Annotated in this window: 24 protein-coding genes; 7 read left to right on the forward strand and 17 right to left on the reverse strand. The window is 69.0% G+C overall.

Annotated features, from left to right (window positions below; genetic code table 11):
- Positions 1-29: 29 nt before the first annotated feature.
- A complete protein-coding gene (locus BLR02_RS24195; RefSeq protein WP_245704935.1) occupies positions 30-368 on the reverse strand; it encodes a hypothetical protein in 339 nt (112 codons plus the stop codon).
- Positions 369-616: 248 nt separating this feature from the next.
- Between BLR02_RS24195 and BLR02_RS24200 the strand changes: the two genes are divergently transcribed.
- Positions 617-799 (forward strand): hypothetical protein, encoded by a 183-nt coding sequence (locus tag BLR02_RS24200; RefSeq protein ID WP_090664949.1) that lies wholly within the window; start codon positions 617-619, stop codon positions 797-799.
- Positions 800-810: 11 nt separating this feature from the next.
- On the opposite strand, the gene BLR02_RS24205 is transcribed toward BLR02_RS24200, so the two are convergent.
- From BLR02_RS24205 to BLR02_RS24225, 5 genes are all read right to left on the reverse strand, one after another.
- A complete protein-coding gene (locus tag BLR02_RS24205; RefSeq protein WP_090664950.1) occupies positions 811-3969 on the reverse strand; it encodes an efflux RND transporter permease subunit in 3159 nt (1052 codons plus the stop codon).
- Positions 3966-5591 (reverse strand): efflux RND transporter periplasmic adaptor subunit, encoded by a 1626-nt coding sequence (locus tag BLR02_RS24210; protein WP_218128048.1) that lies wholly within the window; start codon positions 5589-5591, stop codon positions 3966-3968. Before BLR02_RS24210 ends, BLR02_RS24205 begins: the two co-directional genes overlap by 4 nt.
- Positions 5588-6910: a TolC family protein gene (locus tag BLR02_RS24215; protein ID WP_090664951.1), complete on the reverse strand. Its 1323-nt coding sequence runs from the start codon at positions 6908-6910 to the stop codon at positions 5588-5590. The genes BLR02_RS24210 and BLR02_RS24215 overlap by 4 nt, the downstream gene beginning before the upstream one ends.
- Before the next feature lies 1 nt (position 6911).
- Positions 6912-7319, reverse strand: coding sequence for a FixH family protein (locus tag BLR02_RS24220; protein ID WP_090664952.1), 408 nt, complete (start codon positions 7317-7319; stop codon positions 6912-6914).
- 169 nt (positions 7320-7488) lie between these two features.
- Positions 7489-7854 carry a hypothetical protein gene (locus BLR02_RS24225; protein WP_090664953.1) on the reverse strand — a complete coding sequence of 122 codons (366 nt, stop codon included), beginning with the start codon at positions 7852-7854 and terminating at the stop codon, positions 7489-7491.
- 338 nt (positions 7855-8192) lie between these two features.
- Between BLR02_RS24225 and BLR02_RS24230 the strand changes: the two genes are divergently transcribed.
- Positions 8193-9083 (forward strand): cation diffusion facilitator family transporter, encoded by an 891-nt coding sequence (locus BLR02_RS24230; protein ID WP_090664954.1) that lies wholly within the window; start codon positions 8193-8195, stop codon positions 9081-9083.
- A 45-nt stretch (positions 9084-9128) separates the two neighbouring features.
- Here the strand turns inward: BLR02_RS24230 and BLR02_RS24235 are convergent, their stop codons facing one another.
- Positions 9129-9563, reverse strand: a complete 435-nt coding sequence (locus BLR02_RS24235) for a DoxX family protein (protein ID WP_245704936.1) — start codon at positions 9561-9563, stop codon at positions 9129-9131.
- Between the two features lie 246 nt (positions 9564-9809).
- On the opposite strand from BLR02_RS24235, the gene BLR02_RS24240 reads away from it, so the two are divergent.
- Positions 9810-10505: a glycine zipper family protein gene (locus BLR02_RS24240; protein ID WP_176849781.1), complete on the forward strand. Its 696-nt coding sequence runs from the start codon at positions 9810-9812 to the stop codon at positions 10503-10505.
- Positions 10506-10597: 92 nt separating this feature from the next.
- On the opposite strand, the gene BLR02_RS24245 is transcribed toward BLR02_RS24240, so the two are convergent.
- Positions 10598-11332 carry a CHRD domain-containing protein gene (locus BLR02_RS24245; protein WP_090664956.1) on the reverse strand — a complete coding sequence of 245 codons (735 nt, stop codon included), beginning with the start codon at positions 11330-11332 and terminating at the stop codon, positions 10598-10600.
- Positions 11333-11985: 653 nt separating this feature from the next.
- Positions 11986-14175 (reverse strand): heavy metal translocating P-type ATPase, encoded by a 2190-nt coding sequence (locus BLR02_RS24250; protein WP_090664957.1) that lies wholly within the window; start codon positions 14173-14175, stop codon positions 11986-11988.
- A gap of 91 nt (positions 14176-14266) precedes the next feature.
- On the opposite strand from BLR02_RS24250, the gene BLR02_RS24255 reads away from it, so the two are divergent.
- Entirely contained in the window at positions 14267-14704 is a 438-nt protein-coding gene (locus tag BLR02_RS24255; RefSeq protein ID WP_090664958.1) for a MerR family transcriptional regulator, read from the forward strand.
- A gap of 192 nt (positions 14705-14896) precedes the next feature.
- Here BLR02_RS24255 and tnpA read toward each other — a convergent pair whose 3' ends face one another.
- The 7 genes from tnpA to BLR02_RS24295 form a co-directional block, all read right to left on the reverse strand.
- Positions 14897-15346, reverse strand: coding sequence for an IS66-like element accessory protein TnpA (gene tnpA, locus BLR02_RS31150; RefSeq protein WP_090664959.1), 450 nt, complete (start codon positions 15344-15346; stop codon positions 14897-14899).
- Between the two features lie 292 nt (positions 15347-15638).
- Entirely contained in the window at positions 15639-17111 is a 1473-nt protein-coding gene (gene merA, locus BLR02_RS24270) for a mercury(II) reductase (protein ID WP_281201122.1), read from the reverse strand.
- A 33-nt stretch (positions 17112-17144) separates the two neighbouring features.
- Positions 17145-17351, reverse strand: a complete 207-nt coding sequence (merF, locus tag BLR02_RS24275; RefSeq protein ID WP_090664962.1) for a mercury resistance system transport protein MerF — start codon at positions 17349-17351, stop codon at positions 17145-17147.
- Between the two features lies 1 nt (position 17352).
- Positions 17353-17532, reverse strand: a complete 180-nt coding sequence (locus BLR02_RS24280) for a hypothetical protein (RefSeq protein ID WP_090664963.1) — start codon at positions 17530-17532, stop codon at positions 17353-17355.
- Entirely contained in the window at positions 17529-18311 is a 783-nt protein-coding gene (locus BLR02_RS24285) for an alkylmercury lyase family protein (protein ID WP_176849782.1), read from the reverse strand. The genes BLR02_RS24280 and BLR02_RS24285 overlap by 4 nt, the downstream gene beginning before the upstream one ends.
- Positions 18312-18333: 22 nt before the next feature.
- Positions 18334-18627: a heavy-metal-associated domain-containing protein gene (locus BLR02_RS24290; protein ID WP_090664965.1), complete on the reverse strand. Its 294-nt coding sequence runs from the start codon at positions 18625-18627 to the stop codon at positions 18334-18336.
- A gap of 23 nt (positions 18628-18650) precedes the next feature.
- The gene (locus tag BLR02_RS24295) at positions 18651-19067 is read right to left on the reverse strand and encodes a mercuric transporter MerT family protein (protein ID WP_090664973.1); all 417 of its coding nucleotides are present in this window, start codon (positions 19065-19067) and stop codon (positions 18651-18653) included.
- A 90-nt stretch (positions 19068-19157) separates the two neighbouring features.
- Between BLR02_RS24295 and BLR02_RS24300 the strand changes: the two genes are divergently transcribed.
- Positions 19158-19613: a MerR family transcriptional regulator gene (locus BLR02_RS24300; RefSeq protein WP_090664966.1), complete on the forward strand. Its 456-nt coding sequence runs from the start codon at positions 19158-19160 to the stop codon at positions 19611-19613.
- 88 nt (positions 19614-19701) lie between these two features.
- On the opposite strand, the gene BLR02_RS31155 is transcribed toward BLR02_RS24300, so the two are convergent.
- Entirely contained in the window at positions 19702-20742 is a 1041-nt protein-coding gene (locus BLR02_RS31155) for a LysR family transcriptional regulator (RefSeq protein ID WP_408735543.1), read from the reverse strand.
- On the opposite strand from BLR02_RS31155, the gene BLR02_RS24310 reads away from it, so the two are divergent.
- Both BLR02_RS24310 and BLR02_RS24320 read left to right on the forward strand, forming a co-directional pair.
- On the forward strand, positions 20648-21223 hold the full coding sequence (locus BLR02_RS24310) for a GNAT family N-acetyltransferase (RefSeq protein ID WP_090664967.1): 576 nt from the start codon (positions 20648-20650) through the stop codon (positions 21221-21223). The genes BLR02_RS31155 and BLR02_RS24310 overlap by 95 nt on opposite strands.
- 797 nt (positions 21224-22020) lie before the next feature.
- Positions 22021-22659, forward strand: a 639-nt coding sequence (locus tag BLR02_RS24320; protein WP_143018274.1) for a transposase, incomplete at its 3' end; no start/stop codon positions are given.

A 22659-nucleotide genomic window follows, 5' to 3' on the forward strand; every position in this document is an offset into this window, starting at 1 on the left:
GAGCGGTATGGGCCGCTCTCCGCAGTCCGTCAGTGCCGGTGCTGACCTGCGCCGCCGGCCGCGGCGCCAGCCGTGCCCGCCTGCGGGTGCATCTGGTCGCAGTGGGCCATCATCGCCTGCATGTCAGCGCTCATCGTGGCGCCCGTCCGCATCTGCTGACGCATCTGGGCGCAGTGGGCCATCATCTGCTGCATGTTCATGCCGCGCATGTCGTGCCCCTGCATGCCGGACATGTTGTGCCCCGCCATGCCTTGCGAGCCCATGCCCGACATGCCGCCGGTCCGCTGGGCGGGCGGCGGGCTCTGCTGCTGGGCGCAGGCCACGAGCGATAGGCCCAGCGCCAGCGCGAGGCCGGTGCTGCGAAGCATTCTGGTGTCGATCATCCCGGCGAGTCTCCTTGGTTGCCGTGTCCGCGTTCATCGGTTGGCTGCGGCGCGAGCAGGCGCCGACGGCCCGCCTCGTTGCGGGGAACGCCACCGTATTCGGGAAGATGCCGGATGCCTCCGTCCGGAGCGCGCATACAGTGTGACAAAGTATGAAAGCGCCTCTTGACCCTCCCACGGAGGCAGCCCCCACCTTCGCGAGCGACCCACCGTGGTCCAGGAGGGAGGCGCCGATGACGGACGCACCGCAACTCGAGGAACAGGTCCTGGCCGCTCTCGAGCGGGCCCTGGCCGAGGGCCACTTGAAGGCGGCTGAGCACCTGCTGCATGCCCTGGAGGCGCTCTGCGGGGACGCGTTGCCGGGGTCCGTACTGGCTGACACCTATCTCTCCGTGACCCGGGATCTGGCACCGTAGTGGCCCGGCCATCACTCGGCCGCCCCTGAAAGCGGCGCCGCGACACTGGCCGACTCTGCTTGCGGCAGGTGCCAGCCCTTTACGGCGCCGTAGATGGCCGGGATGACCAGCAAGGTCAGAACGGTCGAGGACACCATCCCACCGACCATGGGGACGGCGATGCGCTGCATAAGCTCCGAGCCCGTCCCTGTGCTCCAGAGAATGGGCACCAGCCCTGCCATGATGGCGGTCACGGTCATCATCTTGGGCCGGACCCGCTCGACGGCGCCCTCCATGATGGCTTGGCGCAGGTCGGACCGGGTCAGTGTGCGGCCTTCGGCGCGGGACCGTTCACGAGCCGCATCGAGCGCGTGGTCGAGGTAGATCAGCATAATGACGCCGGTCTCGGCTGCGACCCCGGCCAGCGCGATGAAGCCAACCGCGACGGCGACGCTCATGTTGAAGCCCATCAGGTACATGAGCCAGACACCGCCGACGAGCGCGAAGGGCACCGAGAGCATGACGATGAGCGTCTCGGTCAACCGTCCGAAGTTCAGGTAGAGCAGGACGAATATGAGGAGCAACGTGACGGGCACGACGACGGCCAGCTTCGCCTTGGCGCGCTGCATGTACTCGAATTGGCCGCTCCATTCGACGTGGTAGCCGGGCGGCATACGCACCCGCTCGGCGACGGCGCGCTGCGCGTCGGCGACGTAGCCGCCCACGTCGCGGCCGTGCATGTCAACATAGACGTAGTTCACCAGTTGGGCGTTCTCGGTCCGGATGGTCGGTGGACCGCGCTTCAGGCTGACGGTGGCCAACTGACCCAGGGGGATTGCGGCGCCCTGCATGTTCTGCACAAGGACTTGGCTCGCGATTCCTTGCGGGTCGCTGCGCAGGCCGCGCGGGTAGCGGACGTTGACCGTGTAGCGGGCACGGCCCTCGACCGTGGTGGTGACCGGCTCCCCGCCGAGCGCCGTGGCGATGGTCTCCTGCAGGTCGCCGATAGTGAGGCCGTAGCGGGCCAGCGCCGCGCGATCCGGCTCGACCTCCAGGTAGTAGCCACCCTCAACCCGCTCGGCGAAGGCGCTGGTCGTGCCGGGCACCGTCCGCACGGCGGCTTCCACCTCGCGCGAGAGCCGGTCGATGCCCGCGAGGTCCGGGCCGTAGACCTTGACCCCGACCGGGGTGCGGATGCCGGTCGAGAGCATGTCAGTGCGCGCCTTGATGGGCATGGTCCAGGCGTTGCTGACCCCCGGCAGCCGCAACGCTGCGTCCATCTCGGCAATCAGGGAATCGGTGGTCATCCCAGGGCGCCACTCGACCTCGGGCTTGAGGTTGATGATGGTCTCGAACATCTCGGTCGGCGCCGGATCGGTCGCGGTCGTCGCGCGCCCGGCCTTGCCGTAGACGCTCGCCACCTCGGGGAAGCTCCGGATGACCCGGTTTTGGGTCTGGAGGAGTTCCGCCGCCTTGGTCACGGACAGGCCGGGCAGGCTGACCGGCATGTACATCAGCGTCCCCTCGTTGAGCGTCGGCATGAATTCGCTGCCGAGCCGCGCCAGTGGCCATGCGGTCGCGCCGACCGCGAGGATCGCAACCAGGATGGTCAACGTCTTGGCCCGGAGGACGCCCGCGATCAGCGGCTGATAGAGCCAGATGAGCAGCCGGTTCACCGGGTTGCGACGCTCCGGCATGATACGGCCGCGGACGAACAGCACCATGAGCACCGGCACCAGGGTCACGGACAGCAGCGCGCCTGCCGCCATGGCGAAGGTCTTGGTGAAGGCGAGTGGCCGGAACATCCGCCCCTCCTGGTCTTCCAACGTGAAGACCGGGAGGAAGGAGACGGTGATGATGGCCAGGCTGAAGAACAGCGCCGGGCCGACCTCGACGGCCGCCTCCGTCAGCACCTGGACGCGAGGCGCCCCCGGCCCCGCCTGCTCGAGCCGCTTGTGGGCATTCTCAATCATCACGATGGCCGCGTCGACCATGGCGCCGAGCGCGATGGCGATGCCGCCGAGCGACATGATGTTCGAGCTCAGCCCCAGCAGGTGCAGCAGGGTCATGGCGATGAGCACGCCGACGGGGAGCATCAGGATGGCCACGAGGGCGCTGCGGACGTGGAGCAGGAACACCACGCAGACCACCGCGACAATGAGGCTTTCCTCCAGGAGCGTGTGCTTCAGCGTCTCGATGGCGCGCTCGATCAGGGCGGAGCGGTCGTAGACCGAGGAGATGGTCACCCCCTCTGGCAGGCTGCCCGCGATTTCCGCGATCCGCCGCTTGACGCTCTCGATAACGGTGAGCGCGTTCTGGCCCTCGCGCTGGAGGACGATGCCGCTGACCACCTCGCCCTCGCCGTTCAGTTCGGTGACGCCGCGGCGCTCCTCGGGGCCGAGCTCGACCCGGGCGACATCGCGCAGCAGCACGGGCACGCCGTTCTGCATGGTGAGCACGATCTGCTCGATGTCGGGGATGCCCCGGAGGTAGCCGCGGCCGCGGACTAGGTACTCCGTCTCCGACATCTCCACCGAGCGGCCGCCGACGTCGCGGTTGCTGGCGCGGATGGCCTCGGTGACGCGCGAGAGGGGGATGCGGTACGCCTGCAGGCGCTGCGGGTCGACGACGACCTGGTACTGCTGGACGAAGCCGCCGACGCTGGCCACCTCGGCCACGCCCTCAGCTCGGGCGAGCTGGTAGCGCAGAAACCAATCTTGGACGGACCGCAGCTCAGCCAGCGTCCGCTGCGCGCCGGTGACAACATATTGGTAGACCCAGCCCACGCCGGTGGCGTCCGGGCCGAGCGAAGGCGTCACCCCCTCGGGCAGGCGTCGCGCGGCTTGGCTCAGGTACTCGAGCACCCGGCTGCGGGCCCAGTAGAGGTCGGTACCGTCCTCGAACACCACGTAGACGAAGGACGAACCGAAGAAGGAGAAGCCGCGCACCGTCTTCGACCGGGGCACGGTCAGCAGCGCCGTGGTCAGGGGATAGGTAACCTGGTCCTCGACGACCTGCGGCGCCTGCCCGGGGAAATCCGTGTAGACGATGACCTGGACGTCGGAGAGGTCCGGGATGGCGTCGAGCGGCGTGTTGCGCACCGCCCAGACCCCGGTGCCGATGACAAACAGCGTGGCGAGCAGCACCAGGAAAGGATTTGCCGCCGACCAGCGGATGACGCGGGCGATCATGGCTGCTGTCCCTCTTGCGTGGGTGCCGGAGGCGCCGCGAACGCTTGCAAGGCCGCTCGGAGGTTGCTTTCCGCGTCGATGAGGAAGTTGGCGCCGACAACGACCTTCTCGCCCGCCCTAATTCCTTGTCGGATCTCGACCTGGCCGTTCGCCCGGCGTCCGATCGAGACCGTGCGGGGCTCGTAGCGGCCTGTGGCGCGTTCTACGAGCACGACCTGCCGCGTGCCGCTGTCGAGCACGGCCGAATCCGGCACGGCCACCACGGGTGTGGAGCCCAGGGGCGCCGCGATTTCCACCGTCGCGTACATGTCCGGCTTGAGCAGTTGCTCCGGATTGGGGATCTCGATGCGCACCTTGGCCGTGCGCGTAGCTGCATTCAGGGTCGGGTAGACGAATGTGACCTTCCCCGTGAACCGCCGGTCCGGGTAGGCGGTCAGGTTGATGGCGGCATCCTGTCCAGGTCCGACCAGCCCCAGGTCCTGCTCGAAGACGTCGGCGAGCAGCCAGACCGTCGAGAGGTCGGCGATGCGGTAGAGCGTCTCGCCGGGCGCGAAGCGCATGCCCTGTAAGGCCGTCTTCTCCAGGACCGTGCCGTCCATCGGCGAGGTCAGGGTGAGGGTGCGGCCGACCGTGCCGGTGCGCCTCAGGCGTGCCACCTCGTCGGCGGGCAGGTCGAAGTTGCGCAGCCGCGTCAGAGCGGCCGACGCGATGCTCGAGGTGCCGCCGCGCATGGCGGGGTCGGCATGCGCCATGGCGCCCTCGGCCTGCCGGGCGATGACGTACTCCTGCTCGGCCGCCGCAAGCTCGGGGCTGTAGACTTCGAACAGCGGCTGGCCACGGCGGACCGCCTGCCCTGTCTCGTTGACGAGCAGTTTCTGGATCCAGCCCTCGAATCGCGGAGCCACGACGGCGAGGCGGCGTTCGTCGACGGCGATGGTGCCGACCGCCCGGATGGAACGGGTCATCGCTCGCTCGGTCGCCGCCTCGGTGCGGACACCCAGCATCTGCACCCGCTCCGGGCTGACGGTGACGGTTCCGGTGGGCTGGTTCGCCTCGTCCTCGTGGACTGGGATGTAGTCCATGCCCATCGAGTCCTTTTTCGGCACCGGCGAGGTGTCGGGCAGACCCATCGGGTTGCGGTAGTAGAGGATCCGGCCACGCCCTCCAGCGGAAGCCGGGGCGGGCGCCACCGCTGGCTGGGGCGGCGCGCCGGTGTCCTCGTAGACCGGGACGAAGTCGCGCCCGTCGGCGGCCTTCCTTGGGGCGGCGGAGTACTCGGGCTTGCCGGACGGGTCCTGGTAGTAGAGCGCCTGGCGCCCAGGCGTCGGGGCCGCCGGTGCAGCGGCCGGTGAGGGCGCGGGCGGCGCCTGTTCGCCCTCCTCGTAGACGGGAACGTAGTCGCGGCCCTGCGCGTCCTTCTTCGGCGTCGGCGAGAAGTCCGGCCCGCCCCAGGGGGCGCGGTAGTAGAGCGGCTGGCGCCCGGGCGACGGCGCCTGCTGCGCCACGGCGGGACCGGCGGCGAGCCCTAGTAGCCGGTCACCAGCCAGCCAGAGGCTGCCCGCCCCGGCGGCGAGGGCCAGCGCGGCGATGCCGGTTGCCTGGCGAGTTCGGCGCGCGGTCACAGGTCGCCTCCCACCAAGCGCTCGATCGCCGCCAACTGGCGCTGGCTGTCGAACTCGGCGGAGAGCAGTTGCAGTCGGAACTCGGCGAGGTCGTGCTGCGCCCGCAGGACCGTCGCCAAGTCCACCCGGCCGAAGCCGTACCCGGCCGCCCCCGAGCGCACGAGCGCCTCGGCTTGTGGCAGGAGCTGGCGGCGGATGAGGTCGATGGTCCGGCGGCTACCCTCGAACCCGGCCACGGCCTCGGCCAGGTCGCCCCGGATCTGCTGCTCGCGGGCCTCCAGCCGCGCCCGCGCCGCCCCGGTCTGGGCCACCGCCTCCTGGGTTTGTGCCTCGCGCAAACCCCATTGGAGGGGCACCTTCATGGCGACCCACGCCTGGTAGCCGGGCGGACCGAAGCCTGAGCGGTCGATGGCGGCCGCGCCGACGGTAATGTCCGGATACCAGTTCCTGTCGGTCAGCCTCCGGTTGGTCTCCGCGCCGCTGACGGCGGCCGCGTCGGCCGCCAGCATCGGGTTGCCGCCCTTGGCCCGCTCGGCCAACCGGGTGGGGTGCAGTGCGCGGGCGTCCGGCAGGGGCCGCAGCCGCTCGGGCGGGGCGAGCGGCGCTTCGGCGGCGCGAACGAGCAGCGCGTTCAGCTGACCCTGGGCGCTCCTGAGCGCCGCCTCGAGGCGAACGATTTCGGTGGCCACGCGCGTGGTCTCGACCTCGGCCCGGAACACCTCTTGCTGCTCGCCGCGGCCCTGGGCGTAGCGCTCGCGGGCGACCTGCGAGATGCCGTGGATGGCCCGGTGCAGGTCCGCCGTCCGGCGGACGGCTTGGTACGCGGAGTAGTAGCGGGCGAAGGCCACCTTCACCCGTTCGGTCAATTCGACCTCAGCAGCCTGGGCCTGAGCCGTCATCTGGCCGACCTCGGCCCTGGCGATCTGACGTCGCAGATCACGCCTGCCCCAGAGCGGGATGTCCTGCTCGAAGCTGTAGATCATCTTGTTCGGCCGCGGCCCCGACTCCCGATCGATGTCGTCCGACATCACCCGGACCGTCGGGTCGGGGAGCGCCCCCGCCACGATGACGCGCGCCCGAGCCGCGGTGGTGTCGAGCGCGCGGGCGGCGAGCTCGGGGTTGAGCTGGCGCGCGACGCCGAGGACGCTTTCCAGCGTGGCCCCTGGGAGTGCTCCCCGCGAGGTCCGCTGCGCCGAGGTGGACTGGCCATGGCCCGGCCCCGCGAGGAGCGCGAGCGTCAGGCCGAACGCGAGGGCCGCGCCGGACTTTCGCCCGGAGCGGCTTGGGGGCGCGGAGGCCCCCCTTGTGGGATGCGGCATCTCATTGCGCCGCGTTGAAGTTGACCGTGGCGCGCACCGTCTCTGGCTCGCCCTGGACCTTGGCCGACAGCGTCAGCGCCCAGCCCCCGGCCATGCCGGTGTCGACCTGGAACCGGTAGGTGCCCGGCTGCTGGCCCGCCCGCGGGGCGACGTTCCCCGTCATGGTCGGCATGCCCGCGGGTGCCATGTCGGCCTTGGTCTGGAAGATGACCGCGTCCGGCACCGGCCCGCCGTCCCGGGCGCGCACGAGGCGGACGGTAACGTCGGTCTTGCCGGGTCCGGCAGGGCGGGCGCTGGCCAGTTCGAACCGGTAGTCGCTGGCAGCGGCGAAGGCGGCGGGGGTGAGGAAAGCGGTAGCGATGGCGGCGCCGGTGCTGAGCACGGCCGCGCGCAGGAGCTTGGAGAGCATGGTGGTGTCCCATTCCGTGGGCCGCCCGCGCGTTCGTGGCGAGCGGCTGATGTCGTCTGGAGAACCCGCTCATCAGATGCCGGACACGCCACGAAGCCGTTAAAGCCGAGTGTGCCAAGGACCGGAGAAGGCAGGGGGAGCCGCGGCGCGTGGGCGCGGGCGGCATAGCTCAGACGAGGCGGATGGGAGGCCCGAGATACGGCTCGAGGGAGACGCCCTCGGCCAGTCGGACGGACTGCCAGTAGGCCACCTGGGACCAAGCCGGACCTGAGACGGCAGGCGCGGGAGGCACCGGGATGCCCACCACGAAAATGCAGCCGAGGTCGGTCATGCACCCGGGTACCTTGTCCTGGCACGGCGGCGGCTTCTGGTTTCCGTGGCAGGGCATCGCCGCGCTGTCTGCCCCCTGGTCGGCCAGCATGGTCATGGCCGCCGTGTCCGACTGCGCTGGCGACACGGTCTGCACCACACCGGCGCCGAGGAAGGCGCAGACCGTGATGACAGCGATGACCAGCCTGGCGAGGCGGAGGAGCATGGCGGCAGCATAGCCCTGGTTAAGCCGGGGCAGAAAGGCCCGGTTGGACAAGGCCGCCGACCGTCCGGCCACCCATGGTGGTTGAATCGGGGGCGGGCTCCGGTGCTGCCCACCCGAGCAGGGCTAAGTTAACGCGGTGCGTGTCCCAGACGCCGAAGCATTGCTGCCCCACACCTGCCACGATTGAGCACCTGTGCATGTGTTTGTATGATGGCGCCAGCCGATGGGACTGGCCGACGCCGCTCCGAACGGCTGCGCCGTGTCCGCCTGGTGGCGGGGGTGCACACGGTTCCGGCCCGGACCGAGGCCATGGCGAACAGGAAGACTGGAGTTCCCCGATGACGCGTGCCGTCCAGCTTGCCTTCGGCAGCCTCGTCGTTGGCTGCCTGGTCCTGGCCACGAAGTTCGGCGCGTGGTGGGTGACCGGCAGCGTGGCCCTCTACTCGGACGCGCTCGAGAGCATCATAAACGTGGCCGCCGCCGCCGCGGCCGTGGTCGCGCTGTGGGTCAGCGCGCTACCGCCCGACGCCAACCATCCCTATGGCCACTACAAGGCGGAGTACTTCTCCGCCGTCCTCGAGGGCGTCCTCGTGCTGCTGGCCGCACTGTCCATCCTGCGCGAGGCCTACCAGGGCTTCCTGGACCCGCGCCCAGTGGACGCGCCCCTTCTCGGCATGGCCATCAGCGGCGTGGCGACGGCCATGAACGCCGCATGGTCCTCGGTCCTGCTGCGCTTCGGGCGGCGCTGGCGTTCCCCGGCCCTGGTCGCCGATGGCAAGCACCTGCTGACCGACGTGACCACCTCGGTCGGCGTCCTGATCGGCTTTGCGCTGGTGCCGCTGACGGGATGGACTTGGCTCGACCCGGCGCTGGCGGCCGTCGTCGCCGTGAACATCCTCTGGACCGGCTGGAGTCTGGTCCGGGAGTCGGTCGGCGGCCTGATGGACGAGGCTCCCGACCCGGGGGCGCTTGGCCGCGTTCGGGCACTCATCTCCGGGAGCGCCGAAGGCGCCATCGAGGCGCATGAACTCCGCGTCCGGCACGCGGGTCGCGTCACCTTCGTCGAGTTCCACCTGGTGGTGCCGAGGGAGATGCCGGTCGGCGAGGCGCACGACATTTGCGACCGCGTGGAGCACGCGTTGCGCGAGGCGATCGGCGAGTCCCTAATCACCATCCATGTCGAGCCGCCCCACAAGGCCAAGCAGTCGGGCGTGCTCGTGCTGCCCTGACCGGATCCGGGGCCGCCTTGAACGACGACCCCGGCCAGGCAGTCATCAGCTGGCGATGGCGCCCCGCTCGGTGGCGAGCGACTTCCGCTCCCTCGAGTGGTCGAGGCTCCAGACCCCGCCGCCCGCAGCGGCCATGTAGAGGAACACGAAGCAGTATAGGATGGCGGCGTCGCCGCCGTTCAGCGCCGGGAAGAGGTTCCGCGGTGCGTGGCCGATGAAGTAGGCGAAGGCCATCTCGCCTGCGAGGACGAACGCGACCGGCCGCGTGAACAGGCCAAGCAGCAGCAGCACGCCGCCGACAACCTCGATCACCGCCGCGAACCAGAGCAGCGAGAAGGTTTCTGGCCCCATGCCGCTGGCGCGTGGCGGGAAGCCAAACAGCTTCTGCGTGCCGTGCTCCAAGAAGATGAGGGCGGCGACGATGCGGAGCACGCTGAGCAGGCGCGGTGCCCATTCGGCGGCGAGGGTCTGGATCTTCAAGAAGGCAGGCTCCCAATTGAAATAATGGTCGGCATCGGTTGGCGGCTCCCCTGGTCGGCGCTGGTTGCCCATCGACGCACTGAGGGCACCCGGTCCGGTTCCTCGGATACCCCATGGATGGCTGTCCGTCGCGGCACTTCTGGGCGGCAGTACCGTGCCCTGCTGAACTGGAAGTCGGCGAGGACGTTTTTTCCACAAGCCCGCCCGGCTGGGCACAGCTGCGAAGCGGGTAGGAGAAACGCCGTCATGCCACGCTTCAGGTCTACCGCCGCACTCGCCGGGGCGCTCGCCCTCGGCGCCTGCACCGTGGCGCCGCCGACCGGACCTACCGCCTTGATGTTCCCGCCGCAAGGGAAGGATCTCACGCAGTTCCACCAAGAGGACGCATCCTGCCGCGGCTATGCGCAACAGCAGATTGGCGGCGGTTCGCCCCAGCAGGCGGCGAACCAGAGCGCGGTCGGCAGCGCTGCCCTGGGCACGGCGCTCGGTGCGGGCGCGGGCGCCCTGCTCGGTGCGGCTGGGGGCAACCCCGGTGCAGGCGCCGCGATCGGCGCCGGTGGCGGCCTGCTGGCTGGCTCGGCTGTCGGCGCGGGGAACGCGCAGGCGTCGGCGGGGAGCCTCCAGCAGCGGTACGACACCGCCTACGTGCAGTGCATGGCCGCGAGCGGCAACAGGCAGCCAAACTATGCGGCGGTCACGTCCTACACCTATGCGCCAGGTACCTACTACGATCCGTATGGCGCTCCGACTTATTGGGGGGCGCCCTACTACGGCTACGGCCCCTATGTCGGTGGTCCTGCCGTGTCCTTCGGCTTCTTCGGTGGCGGCTTCGGCCGCCGTCACTTCGGCAGCCACCACCACTTCGGTGGTCATCGGCATTTTGGTGGCCATCACCATTTTGGTGGCTACGGCCATCGTGGCGGTCGTGGCCACCGGCACTAGGACAGTCGGGAGCAGCTATTCTGTCGGTCCAGCGGTCCGACGGACCGCCACTGGCGGCCCGTCGGGTTCTGACCGTCAAGCCAGGGCGGTGCTCAGATGAACCACTGCCCAGTGGCTTCGAAGTTCGCCGTGGCCTCAGCCGCAATGGCATTCCAGTCGACGATGTCGTTCGGGTTCAGCCCGAGGTCGCTGACCGCCTGGAGCACGTCCGCCGCCGGAGCAACGCCCCCGAGTTCGCCCGAGGCAACCGGCAACACCAGCTTGAAGCCAGCAGTGCCGTCCACCTCGCCCTCGGTGCCGACGCCCTGGTTGGCGTTGGTCGTCAAGCCATGGATGACGATTTCCTTGGCCTCGAGTGGGGTGATGCCGTCGAAGATGGCCTGGGCGTTCGGGTCGTCCGCCGAGAAGGTGAACACCTCGCGGTAGCTCAACTTCCCATCCTCACCGACGGTTGGGAATACCGCCTCGTCGGTGTGGTCGTGCCCCTCAGTGCCATGGTCATGGGCGGCGTTCTCAGGGTTCAGCGTCAGGTTGAGTTGGATCGGACCGTAGGTTGCCAAACCCTCAGCCAACTCTACGAAACCGTCACCATCAGTGTCCTGGGCAAGGGTGGGCGACTTGGAATCGGTGTCGTCGGTGAAGCCATGGATATGCTGAATGTGCATTGGCCCTGGCTCAAGGCCACTGGCCTGGATGTCCACGGTCAGGGTTTGCGTGTCCTGATCGACGAGCATCACAACGCGACCATCGACGCCTGAGTTGTTCAAGGCGTTGAGATCAGTCGAGTAGAGCAGCTTGCCGTCTTGGACGTAGGTATCGTGCGCCATGTTAGTCTCCCGGGTCGTTCTGACCCGAAAGCAATACAGGCGCCCTCGACGCACGGATGCGGAACAACCATTGGAAAATTCGAGAATAGCTGCTGAAGAATCGGTACGTTATACTCATGTTTTGCGGATTGTTGGCCGAGAGCGCTGCATCTGATTTGCGGCCCTTTTGGCAAGCATTGACGCAGTGAGAAGGACGGGCACAGCTTCGGCTTGGCTTTTGCGGCGGCGAATGAGCCTGCCGAGCCGACAACATCCTCCGCCGATGGAAGCCCTGATGTCCTACCGCCTGTCGCTCGTTCACTCTCCTGCGGCGCTGCTACTACTTTCGGCTCTATCCGCTGCCATTCCCGCGGCGGCGCAGGACGAGCCAATCGAGTTGGCGGATGATCCTTTAGGGATCACCGACCCCATCGCCGCGCCACCTGGGGCGGCAGAACTCGCCATCGTCGGTTCGCACGAGCGGGCCAGACGCGTCCGCGACACGGGGGAGCGGAGGCAGAACTCGAGATGGTTGTCATGCCGGGTCTCGAGTTCCGCATGGGGGCATGCCTCTGGTGCTGGAACTGAAGCCAGACTGCCTTCAGTGATGGCGAGGCAACCCTCGGCGGCAGTGACCGACACTGCGCTGAACAGCTTTTTCTGTCGGCAGATCATCAGCCATGCGTCGTCACTTGGAACCGGTATCCCAGCAACCGCAGGGCATTCAGGGTCACCAGCACCGTCGCCCCGGTGTCGGCCAGCACCGCGGGCCAAAGACCGGTGACGCCGACCACCGTGGTCACCAGGAAGACCGCCTTCAGGCCGAGGGCGATGGCGACATTCTGGTGGATGTTGGAGAGCGTTGCGCGGGACAAGCCGACGAGGGCGGCCACGTCCATGACGCGGCTGTTCAGCAGCGCCGCGTCGGCGGTTTCGAGGGCCACGTCGGTCCCGCCACCCATGGCGATGCCGACCGAGGCCGCCGCGAGCGCGGGCGCGTCGTTGATGCCGTCGCCGACCATAGCCACCGGTGCCTTTTCCTTGAGGGCGCCGATCTCTCGCAGCTTGTCCTCGGGCAGCAGGCCAGCCTGGACGTCGAGGCCGAGCGCGGAGGCGATGGCCTTGCCGGTCCGCGGGTTGTCGCCAGTCAGCATGACCGCGCGAACCCCAAGGTCACGCAGCGCTCGGACGCCTGCGGCGGCGTCCGCCCGCGGCTCGTCGCGAACGGCGATGAGGCCGGTGGGCGCGCCGTCCACGGAGACTACGACGACGGTTTTTCCTTGACCCTCCCACTCCGCAACCGTCCGCGCCGCGTCGGCCGGGAGAGGCGCCTGCTCGGTAGCGAACGAGGGCGAGCCGACTGCCACGCGCTTGCCGGTGACGACCGCCTCGACTGCCTTGCCCGGGATGGCGCGTGCATCTTTGGCCGGGCGCAGTGGAATCCCATCCGCGATCGCCCGCTCGAGGATGGCGCGGCCGAGTGGATGGCTGGAGCCGTTCTCCACGGTGGCGGCGAGGCCGAGCATGGTGCGCTCCGAGCCGGAGAGGGCCAGCACATCCGTCACGCGCGGACGCCCCTCGGTCAGGGTGCCGGTTTTGTCGAAGGCAACGGTGCGAACGCGGCCGATGGTCTCCAAGGCGCCGCCGCCTTTGACCAAGAGGCCGCGCCGGGTGCCGACGGCGAGGCCGGATGCGATGGCGGCGGGTGTCGAAAGGACGAGTGCGCAGGGGCAGGCGACGAGAAGCAGCGCCAGGCCGCGGTAGATCCAGGTGTCCCAGTCCGCGCCGACGACAAGCGGTGGCGCGACAGCGACCAGCGCCGCAACGGCCACGGCGATAGGCGTGTAGATCGCCGAGAACCGCTCGATGAAGCGGGCCGTCGGCGCCTTGGCCTCCTGCGCCTCCTCCACCAAGCGAATGATGCGGGCGATGGTGTTGTCCGAGGCGGGCTTGCTCACCCGGACCTGGAGCGCGCCGGAGGCGTTGACGCTGCCCGCGAAGACCTGGGCGCCCTCGACCTTGGGGACCGGGACGGACTCGCCAGTCACCGGGCTCTCGTCCACCTCGGATTCGCCCTCGACGACCTCGCCGTCCGCCGAGACCCGGTCACCCGGCCGAACCAGCACGAGGTCGCCGACCTTGAGGCTGGCGGCGGGCACTTCGCGCGCCGCGCCGTCCTCGATGCGCAGCGCGGTCCTCGGCACAAGGGCGCCGAGAGCCTCGATGCCCGTGCGGGCACGACCTGCGGCGACCCCCTCCAGAAGTTCGCCGACCGTGAACAAGAACACCACGACAGCCGCTTCGGAGGTCGCGCCGATGGCGATGGCGCCGACCGTTGCGATCGACATCAGCATCTCGATGCTGAAGGGCGAACCGGCCCGCGCCGCGGCGATGGCCTTGCGACCGAAGAAGGCAAGGCCCAGCAGGGCGGCTGGGAGGTAGGCCCAGTGGTCCAGGGAAGGGACGGCGAGCGAGGCGGCGAATCCGGCCGCGGTCAGCCCACCGAGCACGGCGGCCAGCTGGGCCTTGGCGCCCCTCCACCAGCGCTGGCGGACAGGACTGCGGACCTCGGGCTCGGCGGCGCCCGGTTCACCTGCAACGACCCATGGCGCCTCGACCGGCGCGATGCCGTAGCCGAGCTTGCGGACCTGGGCCTCGATGGTTGACCGGGGCGTGGCTGCCTCGTCCAGCCGGAAGGCCAGGATCTGAGCGCCGTAGTTGACCCGGATGTCCTCGGCGCCCGTTACCCGGCCGACAGCGGTCTCGATCTTCGAGGCGCAGGAGGGGCAATCCATGCCCTCGACCCGGTACCGCAGAGCCGCTCGGGACTTCGCGCCCACCTCAACCAGTTCGCTGTCCGCCATCGCCACCATCCCGTTCTCGGGTTGCCCCTGGGTTGCGCCAGGGGAGCATGGCGCCTCATATGGACCCTGTGGCCGCTACAGGGTCAAGGGCATGCCGTCGGAAATCCCATTCAGCATCGGCGACCTGGCGAAGGCGACCGGCACCAAGGTGGAGACCATTCGCTGGTACGAGCGGGTCGGTGTCCTCGCGGCGCCCGAGCGCACCTCCGGGAACTACCGCGCCTACGGAGCGGAGCACCTGGAGCGGCTCAGCTTCGTCCGTCGTGCCCGAGACCTCGGGTTCTCGCTCGACCAGGTGCGCGACCTGCTCCAGCTCGCCGACGACCGAAACCAGCCCTGCGACGCCGTGGACCGGGTGGCCCGCGAGCACCTAGAGGAGGTCGAACGCAAGATTGCCGACCTCGAGGCGCTCCGGCACGAACTGCGGGACCTCATCGGCCAGTGCCGTCACGGTACCGTCGCCGAGTGCCGCATCGTGCAAGCGTTGTCACCGCAGTTGGGCCCGGCGGGTACCTCCCAGGAGGCGTGACGCCGCCGAAGCGTGGCCGGTGGCTGGCATCTGCGTGACGCTTCCCGGCCGAGAGAGATGTATTGCGAGTAACCTGCCGCCTACAAACCCGGGTGCAAGCGCGCTGCCTGCTTGGCAATGACATTGCCGACCCTTTGATAACGCTACGGCAACTTAACCTCACATCCATCGACGCCCCTCATCGCTCCCGCTTCATTGCCGCGCCCGTTGCCAGCCAAGCGGCCACGGGCACAGGCAAGCCGCACGGGGGCAGACATGGCAGACATGGAATCCGGAACATCCCAGCCGCCAGGCGACGACGCCGCGGGCGGCTCGGGGCCGGTCAAGAACATCATCGTCATGGTTGCCGACGGCGGTGGGTGGCGGCGGTACAGGCTCCGGTTCCGGTATCGCCTCGCCGTGGCGATCGGCGGCGACGCGGACTGGCACGAACTCCGGTGTCCGCTCAGCCACCAGCAGGCCGTCCCTGGCCTGTCGCCGCCACTGGAACACCAGGCTGCGGTAGACGCCATGTCGAGCCGCTACCTCTGCCACCTGCACGCCAGGTGCATCGCATTCGGCCAGGATGCGGAGCTTGTCCGCCACACTCCAACGCCGACGCCGCTCGCGCCCAGTGATGATCTCGACCGTCCCGCTATCCATGACCTTACAGCCGACCTTACGCCCGACGTTAAGGCCGCTAGCCTCAACGCACGTCAGGAGCCAGGGAAGGCGATGGAGGCCGGACGCTTACGTCAGCTGTGCGCCGATGTCGGTCATCAACTTGCCACGGGCGCCGTCCCGAAACCGGACACTGCGTACTCGCCTGTAGATGACCGAGATGGCTGGGGAGCGGCTGTACAGGGCGTAGCGCCCGTATGTCCGCTCTATAATCTGCAAGCGGACGTAGCTGTCCGCTCTATAATCTGCAAGCGGACGTAGCTGTCCGCTCTGATCACCCCGCACAGCAGGACAGTTTTGCGACCTCCTTGGAGAAGCTCAGCGCGGCCAGCTTCAGCGCCTCGACCGTCGTCAGGTACGGGAAAATCGTCGCGGACAGGTCGGCCACGGTCAGCCCGTGCTTCACTGCCAGGACGGCGGTCTGGATGCTGTCTCCGGCCTCCGGTGCCAGGATGTGCGCGCCTAGGAGCCGCCCGCTGCCCCGCTCCGCCACGAGCTTGACTAGCCCCCGCGTGTCGCGGGCAGCCAGCGCCCGGGGAACTTGGTCGAGCGGCACGACCCTGGTCTCGACCTCCAGGCCCGCGCGCCGGGCCACCGCCTCGGTCAGGCCAACGCTCGCCGCCTGCGGGTCGCTGAAGGTCACCTCCGGCATGGCCGTGGCGTCGTAGCGCGGCGCGCTTTCGTCGCCGAGCGCGTTCTCCGCGGCGACCTTGCCGCCATGGGCCGCCATGTAGACGTAGAGGTCCCGGCCGGTGACGTCGCCCGCCGCGTAGATCCCTGGGCGCGTCGTGCGCATCCGGTCGTCAACCTGGACGGCGCCGCGGTCGTCCAGCGCCACGCCAGCCTCCTCCAGGCCCAACCCGGCCGTGTTCGGCGTCCGACCGGTGGCCACGAGGACGCGCTCGGCGGGGAGCGTCACGGCGGTGCCGTCGGCGCCCCGGACGGCGAGTTCGACCCCGCCGTCTCCGGCCTGCCGGATGGCCTCGTAGGCCACCCCGCAGCGAACATCGACGCTTTCGGCGCGGAGGTACTCGGATAGCGCCGCGCTCACCTCCGGCTCCGCGCCGGGCAGCAGCCGGGAGCGGCACACGATGGTCACACGCACGCCGAAGCGGGCGAACATCTGGCCAAGCTCGACGCCGATGACGCCGCCGCCGATCACTAGCAGCGAGGCGGGGAGTGCTTCGAGCTCCATCGCCGTCGTGCTGGTGAGCCAGGGAACCGTGTCCAGCCCGGGGATCGCCGGTGCGGCGGCCGACGTCCCTGTCGCGATGATGACCTTGCCGGGCCGGTAGGCCTTGTCCCCCACCATGACGGCGCCGTCGGGGGTGAGGCGCGCCCGCCCCGGGACGTAGGACACGTCGGGGTAGTCCGGCAGGAGGTTGGCGTATTTCGCCTGCCGGAGGCTGGCGACCAGTTCGTCCTTCTGCGCGACGAGAGCCTTCCAGTCCTCCAGCCGTGCTACCGCGGTGACCCCGGCGAAACGCGAGGCCGTGCGAGCCTGGTGCAGCGTCTCTGCCGCCCGGATAAGTGCCTTCGACGGCACGCAGCCGATGTTGACGCAGGTGCCGCCGATGGTCCCGTCGCCGACCAGCACGACGTTCGCGCCGAACTCCGAGGCGCGGATCGCCGCGGAGAAGCCCGCCGACCCGGTGCCGATCACGACGAGGTCCGGCTCGCGCTCGCCACGGCTCGACTTGGCGCTGCAGCAGTCATGCTGGGCGGGCTGCGGTGCGAGAAAATTCACAGTGATTCCTTTGCTTTTGCTTGGTCAAGCGGCCTAGGCGGAGCGTCGACGCCGGTAATCCGCGTAGGCGACGATCCCGAGGAACAAGATCATCGCCGGGATCAGGACGTAGTCGAGGTAGCCAAGCATGGCCGAGAGGCCGACGGCGCCGAGCAGGACGGCCAGGACCGGGGTGGAGCAGCACAGAGCGGCCACCACGAAGCCGACGATGCCGGTGGCCATGAGCTTGCGGTTTTCCATGTCAGCGGTCCTCGCCCGCGCGCTCGGCGGAACCGCCGGAGTCGAGCGCTGCCGCCACGGCGGCCGTAGGCGCGAAGTGGGCGACGAAGCCCGCCGGAGGGCAGCAGAGGTCGCCTAGGACGACGGCGACGAGGGCGAACAGCCCTGTGGAGGCGGCGGCCAGGGAAAGGGCGAGCCTCATGCCCCGTCCTCCTCGGGCCGCGGAGCGAGCATCGGCATGAATAGGCCCTTGCCGACCTGCAGCGCCGCCTCCACGGAGAGCCGGAACCCGGCGCCGCCCTGGTCGACCCGTTGGCACCACGCCGCGAGGTGCTCGTCGGAGCAGAAGAACAGCTTCACTGTGCAGCCCGAGGTCGCGCCGCACCCGTCGGCGTACCGGATTCCCGCCCACACGACGGCAGTGGCAGGCGTCGCCGAGGCGAGCGCACACCCCTTGTCGCGCGTTGTGATCCGGATGGGGATGCCGCACTCGGGGCAGGAGGACTCGATGGCCGTGTCGCAGCCGAGCATGGCCCCCATGGCGAGCGCGTCGATGGCGCAGAGGGCGTGCACCTCGGCCAGCCCGTCTAGTTGGACGCGATGGCCGGTCTCCCGCGCGCTGAAAGGGTAGGCGGCCGTCACGGTCGTGCCACGCTCGTCCAGGACCACGAGATCCCGCCGCTGCAGCGCGCGCAGCACCCCGGCGACCGCGGGCCCGTCCAGGCCGGTTCCGGTGGCAAGCCGCGCCGTCTCTGGCGCCGCGCCGGAGCGGGCGAAGGCGTGCAGGACCGCCTGCCAGACCCGGTCCTCAGCCGCGTCGAGGCATGACCACTTCTCCGCCCTTTGCGCCGAAACCATGCTGGCGGCGAGCGCCTCGCGCGCCGTCGGCTCGGTGACGAGCGACCAGTTCGGCATCAACACACCGGGGCGCGGCGCGAAGGTTTGGCCGACGGCGCCGATCATCCGCTCGAGGGTGTCCATGGGACCTCCGACGGCTTCTGCCCTACTGCACCGCCCGCGACGGGAACCCAGCGTTGGTCGTCGCCTGCACCAGGGCCGCGACATCGGCCTTGGCGGTGTCAAAGGTCACCGTCGCGGTGGCCGTCCCGTTGCCCTCTGTGACCGCCACCCGGCTCACGCCGGGCACGCGGGTGAGGGTGCGCTTCACGATGGGGGCGCAGGTGACGCAGGAAACGTTCTGCACCTCGAGGGTGGCCATCTGTTCGGCGGCGGAGGCCATGGTGCCGGTGGCCAGGACGAGGCCCAGGGCGGCGGCGAGGCGGGTGATCGGCTTCATGTCCGGCTTCCTTTCCAGGACGGTTACAGGAGGATCGACGCGGCGTAAGGAAAGGCGAGAGCCGCCGCGACGAGGGCGGCCGCGCTCCAGAGGGCGACCTTGGCGATCCGGTCGGAGGCCGGTCGGGCGCAGTACGAGCCCTCGGCGCAGGCTGCGGCCTTGGGCTTGCGGTAGACCGCGAAGAACCCGCTCGTGAGGCAGGCCAGGGTGACGGCCACGAAGACCGGCTGGTAGGGTGCCAGGGCGGTCAGGTTGCCGATCCAAGCGCCGCTGACGCCGACGAGGAACAGGCCGAGGGGCAGCAGGCAGCAGCTTGACGCCCCGAGGGCGGCCAGCAGCCCCACCGTGGCCAGCAATGCCTTCGGCGGGCCACCTCCATCCCTGGTCCGCTCCCCCGTTTCCTCGGGGGCGAGGACGCCCCGTTCCGCTTGGTCACTCATGGCCACTTGGCCTTCTCCGTCATCTGTGGCCAAGGTAGGACCTGTAGTAACTACAGATTCAAGGGGGAATCTCCGCCCTGGGAGATGACGATGGACGGCAGGCAGCAGGGCATCTCGATCGGCGACCTCTCCATGCAGACGAGGGTCAACATCGAGACCATCCGGTACTACGAAAAGATTACCCTGCTGCCCGCCCCGGGCCGGACTGAGGGGCGGCACCGGGTGTACGGGCCCGCGCACGTCGCCCGGCTGACTTTCGTCCGCAGGAGCCGGGAGCTGGGCTTCAGTCTCGACGAGGTCCGCAGCCTCCTAAGGCTCGTCGACGGCGGCCATAGCTCGTGCTCGGACGTCCAGGCCGTGACCCTCAAGCACCTCGAGGATGTGCGGAGGAAGATCGCTGACCTCGAGCGGCTGGAGCGTACCCTGAGCGAAGTCGCGTCGCGCTGCCAGGGCGGGTCGGTGCCGGATTGCCCCATCGTGGAGGCGCTCTACGCATCCCCTGAACGCGCCGCACTTCTTGAGGGCCAGCCGGGAAAGGCGCCTTGAACCTGCAGCTGCTCCAGGTCCTAGGGTCCTCTCCGGGTGTTCGGCGTGCGTCGCACCCCACATCGGAGGAGAGGCCCATGCCTGACACCTACGACCTCGTTGTCCTCGGGTCCGGGACCGCCGCCCAGGTCGCAGCAGCCGAGCGCGAACCGCGAGCTGGACGGTGGCCGTCATCGACCACCGACCGTTCGGTGGCACCTATCGCCGCCGAGCGCCAGCGCGGGCAGCACCGAGGAGCCGCTGCCGCTGGCGACCAGCACCTTAATGGCTTCGACGCTCCCCAACTCCATGATGGGCCGCGGGACCAAGCCCGCCCGCCGGAATCACGCGTCGATGCTCGTCCGCGTGTTCGCTCCGGCCTCGTAGAGGATGAGCGGCAGCCGGTTGTGAGCTCGGCCGCTGTGAGCGAGGCTCGACCCTTGGGCGCCATGGCCTCGGGGAGGAGCGCCACCAGCGGGTCGGTTGCAATCCGGGCCGTGGAGAGGGAGCGGCACAGGGCGGCCGGGAGGGTGACCAGCGCCGCATCCAGGTCGCCGTCCTCAATCCGGCGGAGGATGTCCGGCGTGTTCCCCGTGGCGATGATTACCTCAAGGCCCGGCATCCGCTCGTTCAGCTCCGCCAGCACCGGCGGCAGGAGGTGGATGCAGGCGGTGGCGCCCGTGCCCAGGCGGACGCGCCCCACCTCGCCGAGCCGGTGGGCCGCGGCGGCTGCCCTTGCATCCTCGACGGCGGCCTGAGCCCGCCGGGCTGGTTCAACGAGGGCCTGCCCGGCGGCGGTCGGGACGGCCCGCCCAGCGACCCGCTCGAGCAGGCGGACGCCCATGATACGCTCCAGCTCGCGGAGTTGCTGGCTGGCTGCGGGCTGGGTCAAGCCGAGCGCCTGCGCGGCGGAGGTGACGCCACCGGTCTCGACAACCGAGAGGAAGGTCCGTAGCTGGTGGAGGCTTGGGTCATGCATGCAGAAACGTATCCTGATGCCGCGGATCAGATAAATTTCCTTTCGCTCCCGAGCGGGCGGCCGCAGTCTTGTAGGCATGAACACACAGGACATCGCCCCAGCAACAGGGCAACTCGACACCATCCGCGTCAGGCCGTCGGCGGAGGACGACATCGTCGCCATCGCCGCCATCTACGGCCACCATGTCCTGCATGGGACCGGCTCCTTCGAGACCGAACCGCCCAACGAGGACGACATGCGGCGGCGGCGCGCCGACGTCCTCGCCCGCGGGCTGCCCTACTTGGTCGCCGAGGGCAGTGACGGCGCCATCCTCGGTTATGCCTACGCCAGCGCCTACCGGCCGCGCGCCGCCTACAGGAACACGGCGGAGAACTCCGTTTACGTACGCCACGACGTCAACGGCCGCGGCATTGGCCGCCTGCTGCTCCAAGAGCTGCTCACGCAATGCGAGACGCTCGGGGTGCGGCAGATGGTCGCCGTGGTCGGCGATAGCGCGAACCTGGCCTCGGTGCGCCTGCACGAAGCGTTCGGGTTCCGCCTTGTCGGCACCCTCCGCTCGGTTGGCCGCAAGCATGGCCGATGGCTGGACACCGTGCTTCTACAGCGTGCGCTCGGCGAGGGGGACAGCACGGACCCGAACGAGGGCGGCTGACGCCGGGAAGAGGGGACAGCAAGATCGTTCGAGCTCCCGCAACTGGTGGCATTATAAAGGGCTGTTCCCCTTTAACTTTATTGGTGATATTGGCTGACGACATTTCCGGATCTCATCCCCAACGGTATTTTTGATTTTAAGATTCAGAGCGCGAAATAAGCTAGGGTTTTCAGTTCGATTTAATATATAAAGCAGTGCGTTGGCCGAGCCTTACCATCTTAAGGCAATGTCTCGCGCCAACCGCCCGGATACCGCTGATCTTCCGTCACCGCCTGTCCGACGTGTCTTCTGCCCCAGCCACGGTGACGGCTGGCAGGCACCATTGCTCCTACAGCAGTTAAGCGGCGTCTTGGGCTGGGCAGACGGCTTTGGATAGAAGGCAGAGAGTGCCGAAGATCTCGCCTCCGACGAAGCGTTTGAGGCAGCAAATGATTTCCTGCTTGCTCTTGCCCTCAGCCGTACGGCGCCGGACGTAGTCAAGGGTGGGCTAATAAGTGCGCATGCGCACGACCACCACGCGGTCGAGGGCAGCGTTGGCCTGTCGATGCCCACCGCGGTTGCCACCCCGCCGCCTGTCCTTACCAGCGTTCTGAAAAAACGTCCGTAAGATCCAAGTCAGATCCCGTGCAGATCCGGTAAGCGGCCTTCGGCGGATGGTTTAGGCGGAGTGTGATTCGATCTCTGCCGTGATGCCCGAGCCGAGCAGCACTGCCGACGATATTGCTGGCCTAGGAGCCCGTCCCGGTAACGTGTGGGGAGGCTCGACATGTGGGACGAGCGGTGATTCGCTCGCCGGCATGATGAAGAGCTTTCGCCCCTGGAAGGTGGATGAGGTCTGGCTGTTGCCGCCCTCGGTGCATGAGTTCGTCCCTGAGGGGCATCCGGCGCACCTGGTCCGCGACATCGTGGCCGAGGAGCTCGACCTTTCGGCCATTCTGTCGACCTACGACGAGCTCCGTGGCTATCCGCTATACCATCCAGGGATGATGGTGGCGCTGCTGCTCTACGCCTACAGCCGGGGCGTCTACTCATCGCGGCGGATCGCCCGCGCCTGCGAAGAGCGCTTGGACTTCCAGGCGGTGACGGCGCTGAACCGGCCGGACTTCCGCACCATCAGCGAGTTCCGCCGGCGCCATCTCGCCGCCCTGGCCGCGCTCTTCGTGCAGGTGCTCGCCTTGTGCCGGCGCGCCGGCCTGGTCGGGCTCAACCACGTCGCGGTGGACGGCACCAAGCTGCGGGCCAATGCCTCCAAGCACAAGGCCATGAGCTACGGCCGGATGGGCCCAGCCGAGGCCGAGCTGGCTGCCGAGGTCGCGGGGTGGCTGGCGCAGGCCGAAGGAGCCGACGCCGCAGAGGACAGCGCACTCGGGGCGGACCGGCGCGGCGACGAGATGCCGGCCTGGATGCGCGACAAGCAGCGCCGCCTGGAGCGGATC

The sequence above is a fragment of the Belnapia rosea genome (assembly GCF_900101615.1).
GTDB lineage: Bacteria > Pseudomonadota > Alphaproteobacteria > Acetobacterales > Acetobacteraceae > Belnapia > Belnapia rosea.

What these genes read in the sequence shown, in the direction of transcription:
- BLR02_RS24195 (WP_245704935.1), bottom strand. Translation starts at nt 368, where the DNA reads ATGCTTCGCAGCACCGGCCTCGCGCTGGCGCTGGGCCTATCGCTCGTG.
- BLR02_RS24200 (WP_090664949.1), top strand. Translation starts at nt 617, where the DNA reads ATGACGGACGCACCGCAACTCGAGGAACAGGTCCTGGCCGCTCTCGAG.
- BLR02_RS24205 (WP_090664950.1), bottom strand. Translation starts at nt 3,969, where the DNA reads ATGATCGCCCGCGTCATCCGCTGGTCGGCGGCAAATCCTTTCCTGGTG.
- BLR02_RS24215 (WP_090664951.1), bottom strand. Translation starts at nt 6,910, where the DNA reads ATGCCGCATCCCACAAGGGGGGCCTCCGCGCCCCCAAGCCGCTCCGGG.
- BLR02_RS24220 (WP_090664952.1), bottom strand. Translation starts at nt 7,319, where the DNA reads ATGCTCTCCAAGCTCCTGCGCGCGGCCGTGCTCAGCACCGGCGCCGCC.
- BLR02_RS24225 (WP_090664953.1), bottom strand. Translation starts at nt 7,854, where the DNA reads ATGCTCCTCCGCCTCGCCAGGCTGGTCATCGCTGTCATCACGGTCTGC.
- BLR02_RS24230 (WP_090664954.1), top strand. Translation starts at nt 8,193, where the DNA reads ATGACGCGTGCCGTCCAGCTTGCCTTCGGCAGCCTCGTCGTTGGCTGC.
- BLR02_RS24240 (WP_176849781.1), top strand. Translation starts at nt 9,810, where the DNA reads ATGCCACGCTTCAGGTCTACCGCCGCACTCGCCGGGGCGCTCGCCCTC.
- BLR02_RS24245 (WP_090664956.1), bottom strand. Translation starts at nt 11,332, where the DNA reads ATGGCGCACGATACCTACGTCCAAGACGGCAAGCTGCTCTACTCGACT.
- BLR02_RS24250 (WP_090664957.1), bottom strand. Translation starts at nt 14,175, where the DNA reads ATGGCGGACAGCGAACTGGTTGAGGTGGGCGCGAAGTCCCGAGCGGCT.
- BLR02_RS24255 (WP_090664958.1), top strand. Translation starts at nt 14,267, where the DNA reads ATGCCGTCGGAAATCCCATTCAGCATCGGCGACCTGGCGAAGGCGACC.
- tnpA (WP_090664959.1), bottom strand. Translation starts at nt 15,346, where the DNA reads ATGGATAGCGGGACGGTCGAGATCATCACTGGGCGCGAGCGGCGTCGG.
- merF (WP_090664962.1), bottom strand. Translation starts at nt 17,351, where the DNA reads ATGGAAAACCGCAAGCTCATGGCCACCGGCATCGTCGGCTTCGTGGTG.
- BLR02_RS24280 (WP_090664963.1), bottom strand. Translation starts at nt 17,532, where the DNA reads ATGAGGCTCGCCCTTTCCCTGGCCGCCGCCTCCACAGGGCTGTTCGCC.
- BLR02_RS24285 (WP_176849782.1), bottom strand. Translation starts at nt 18,311, where the DNA reads ATGGACACCCTCGAGCGGATGATCGGCGCCGTCGGCCAAACCTTCGCG.
- BLR02_RS24290 (WP_090664965.1), bottom strand. Translation starts at nt 18,627, where the DNA reads ATGAAGCCGATCACCCGCCTCGCCGCCGCCCTGGGCCTCGTCCTGGCC.
- BLR02_RS24295 (WP_090664973.1), bottom strand. Translation starts at nt 19,067, where the DNA reads ATGAGTGACCAAGCGGAACGGGGCGTCCTCGCCCCCGAGGAAACGGGG.
- BLR02_RS24300 (WP_090664966.1), top strand. Translation starts at nt 19,158, where the DNA reads ATGGACGGCAGGCAGCAGGGCATCTCGATCGGCGACCTCTCCATGCAG.
- BLR02_RS24310 (WP_090664967.1), top strand. Translation starts at nt 20,648, where the DNA reads ATGAACACACAGGACATCGCCCCAGCAACAGGGCAACTCGACACCATC.
- BLR02_RS31155 (WP_408735543.1), bottom strand. Translation starts at nt 20,742, where the DNA reads ATGGCGGCGATGGCGACGATGTCGTCCTCCGCCGACGGCCTGACGCGG.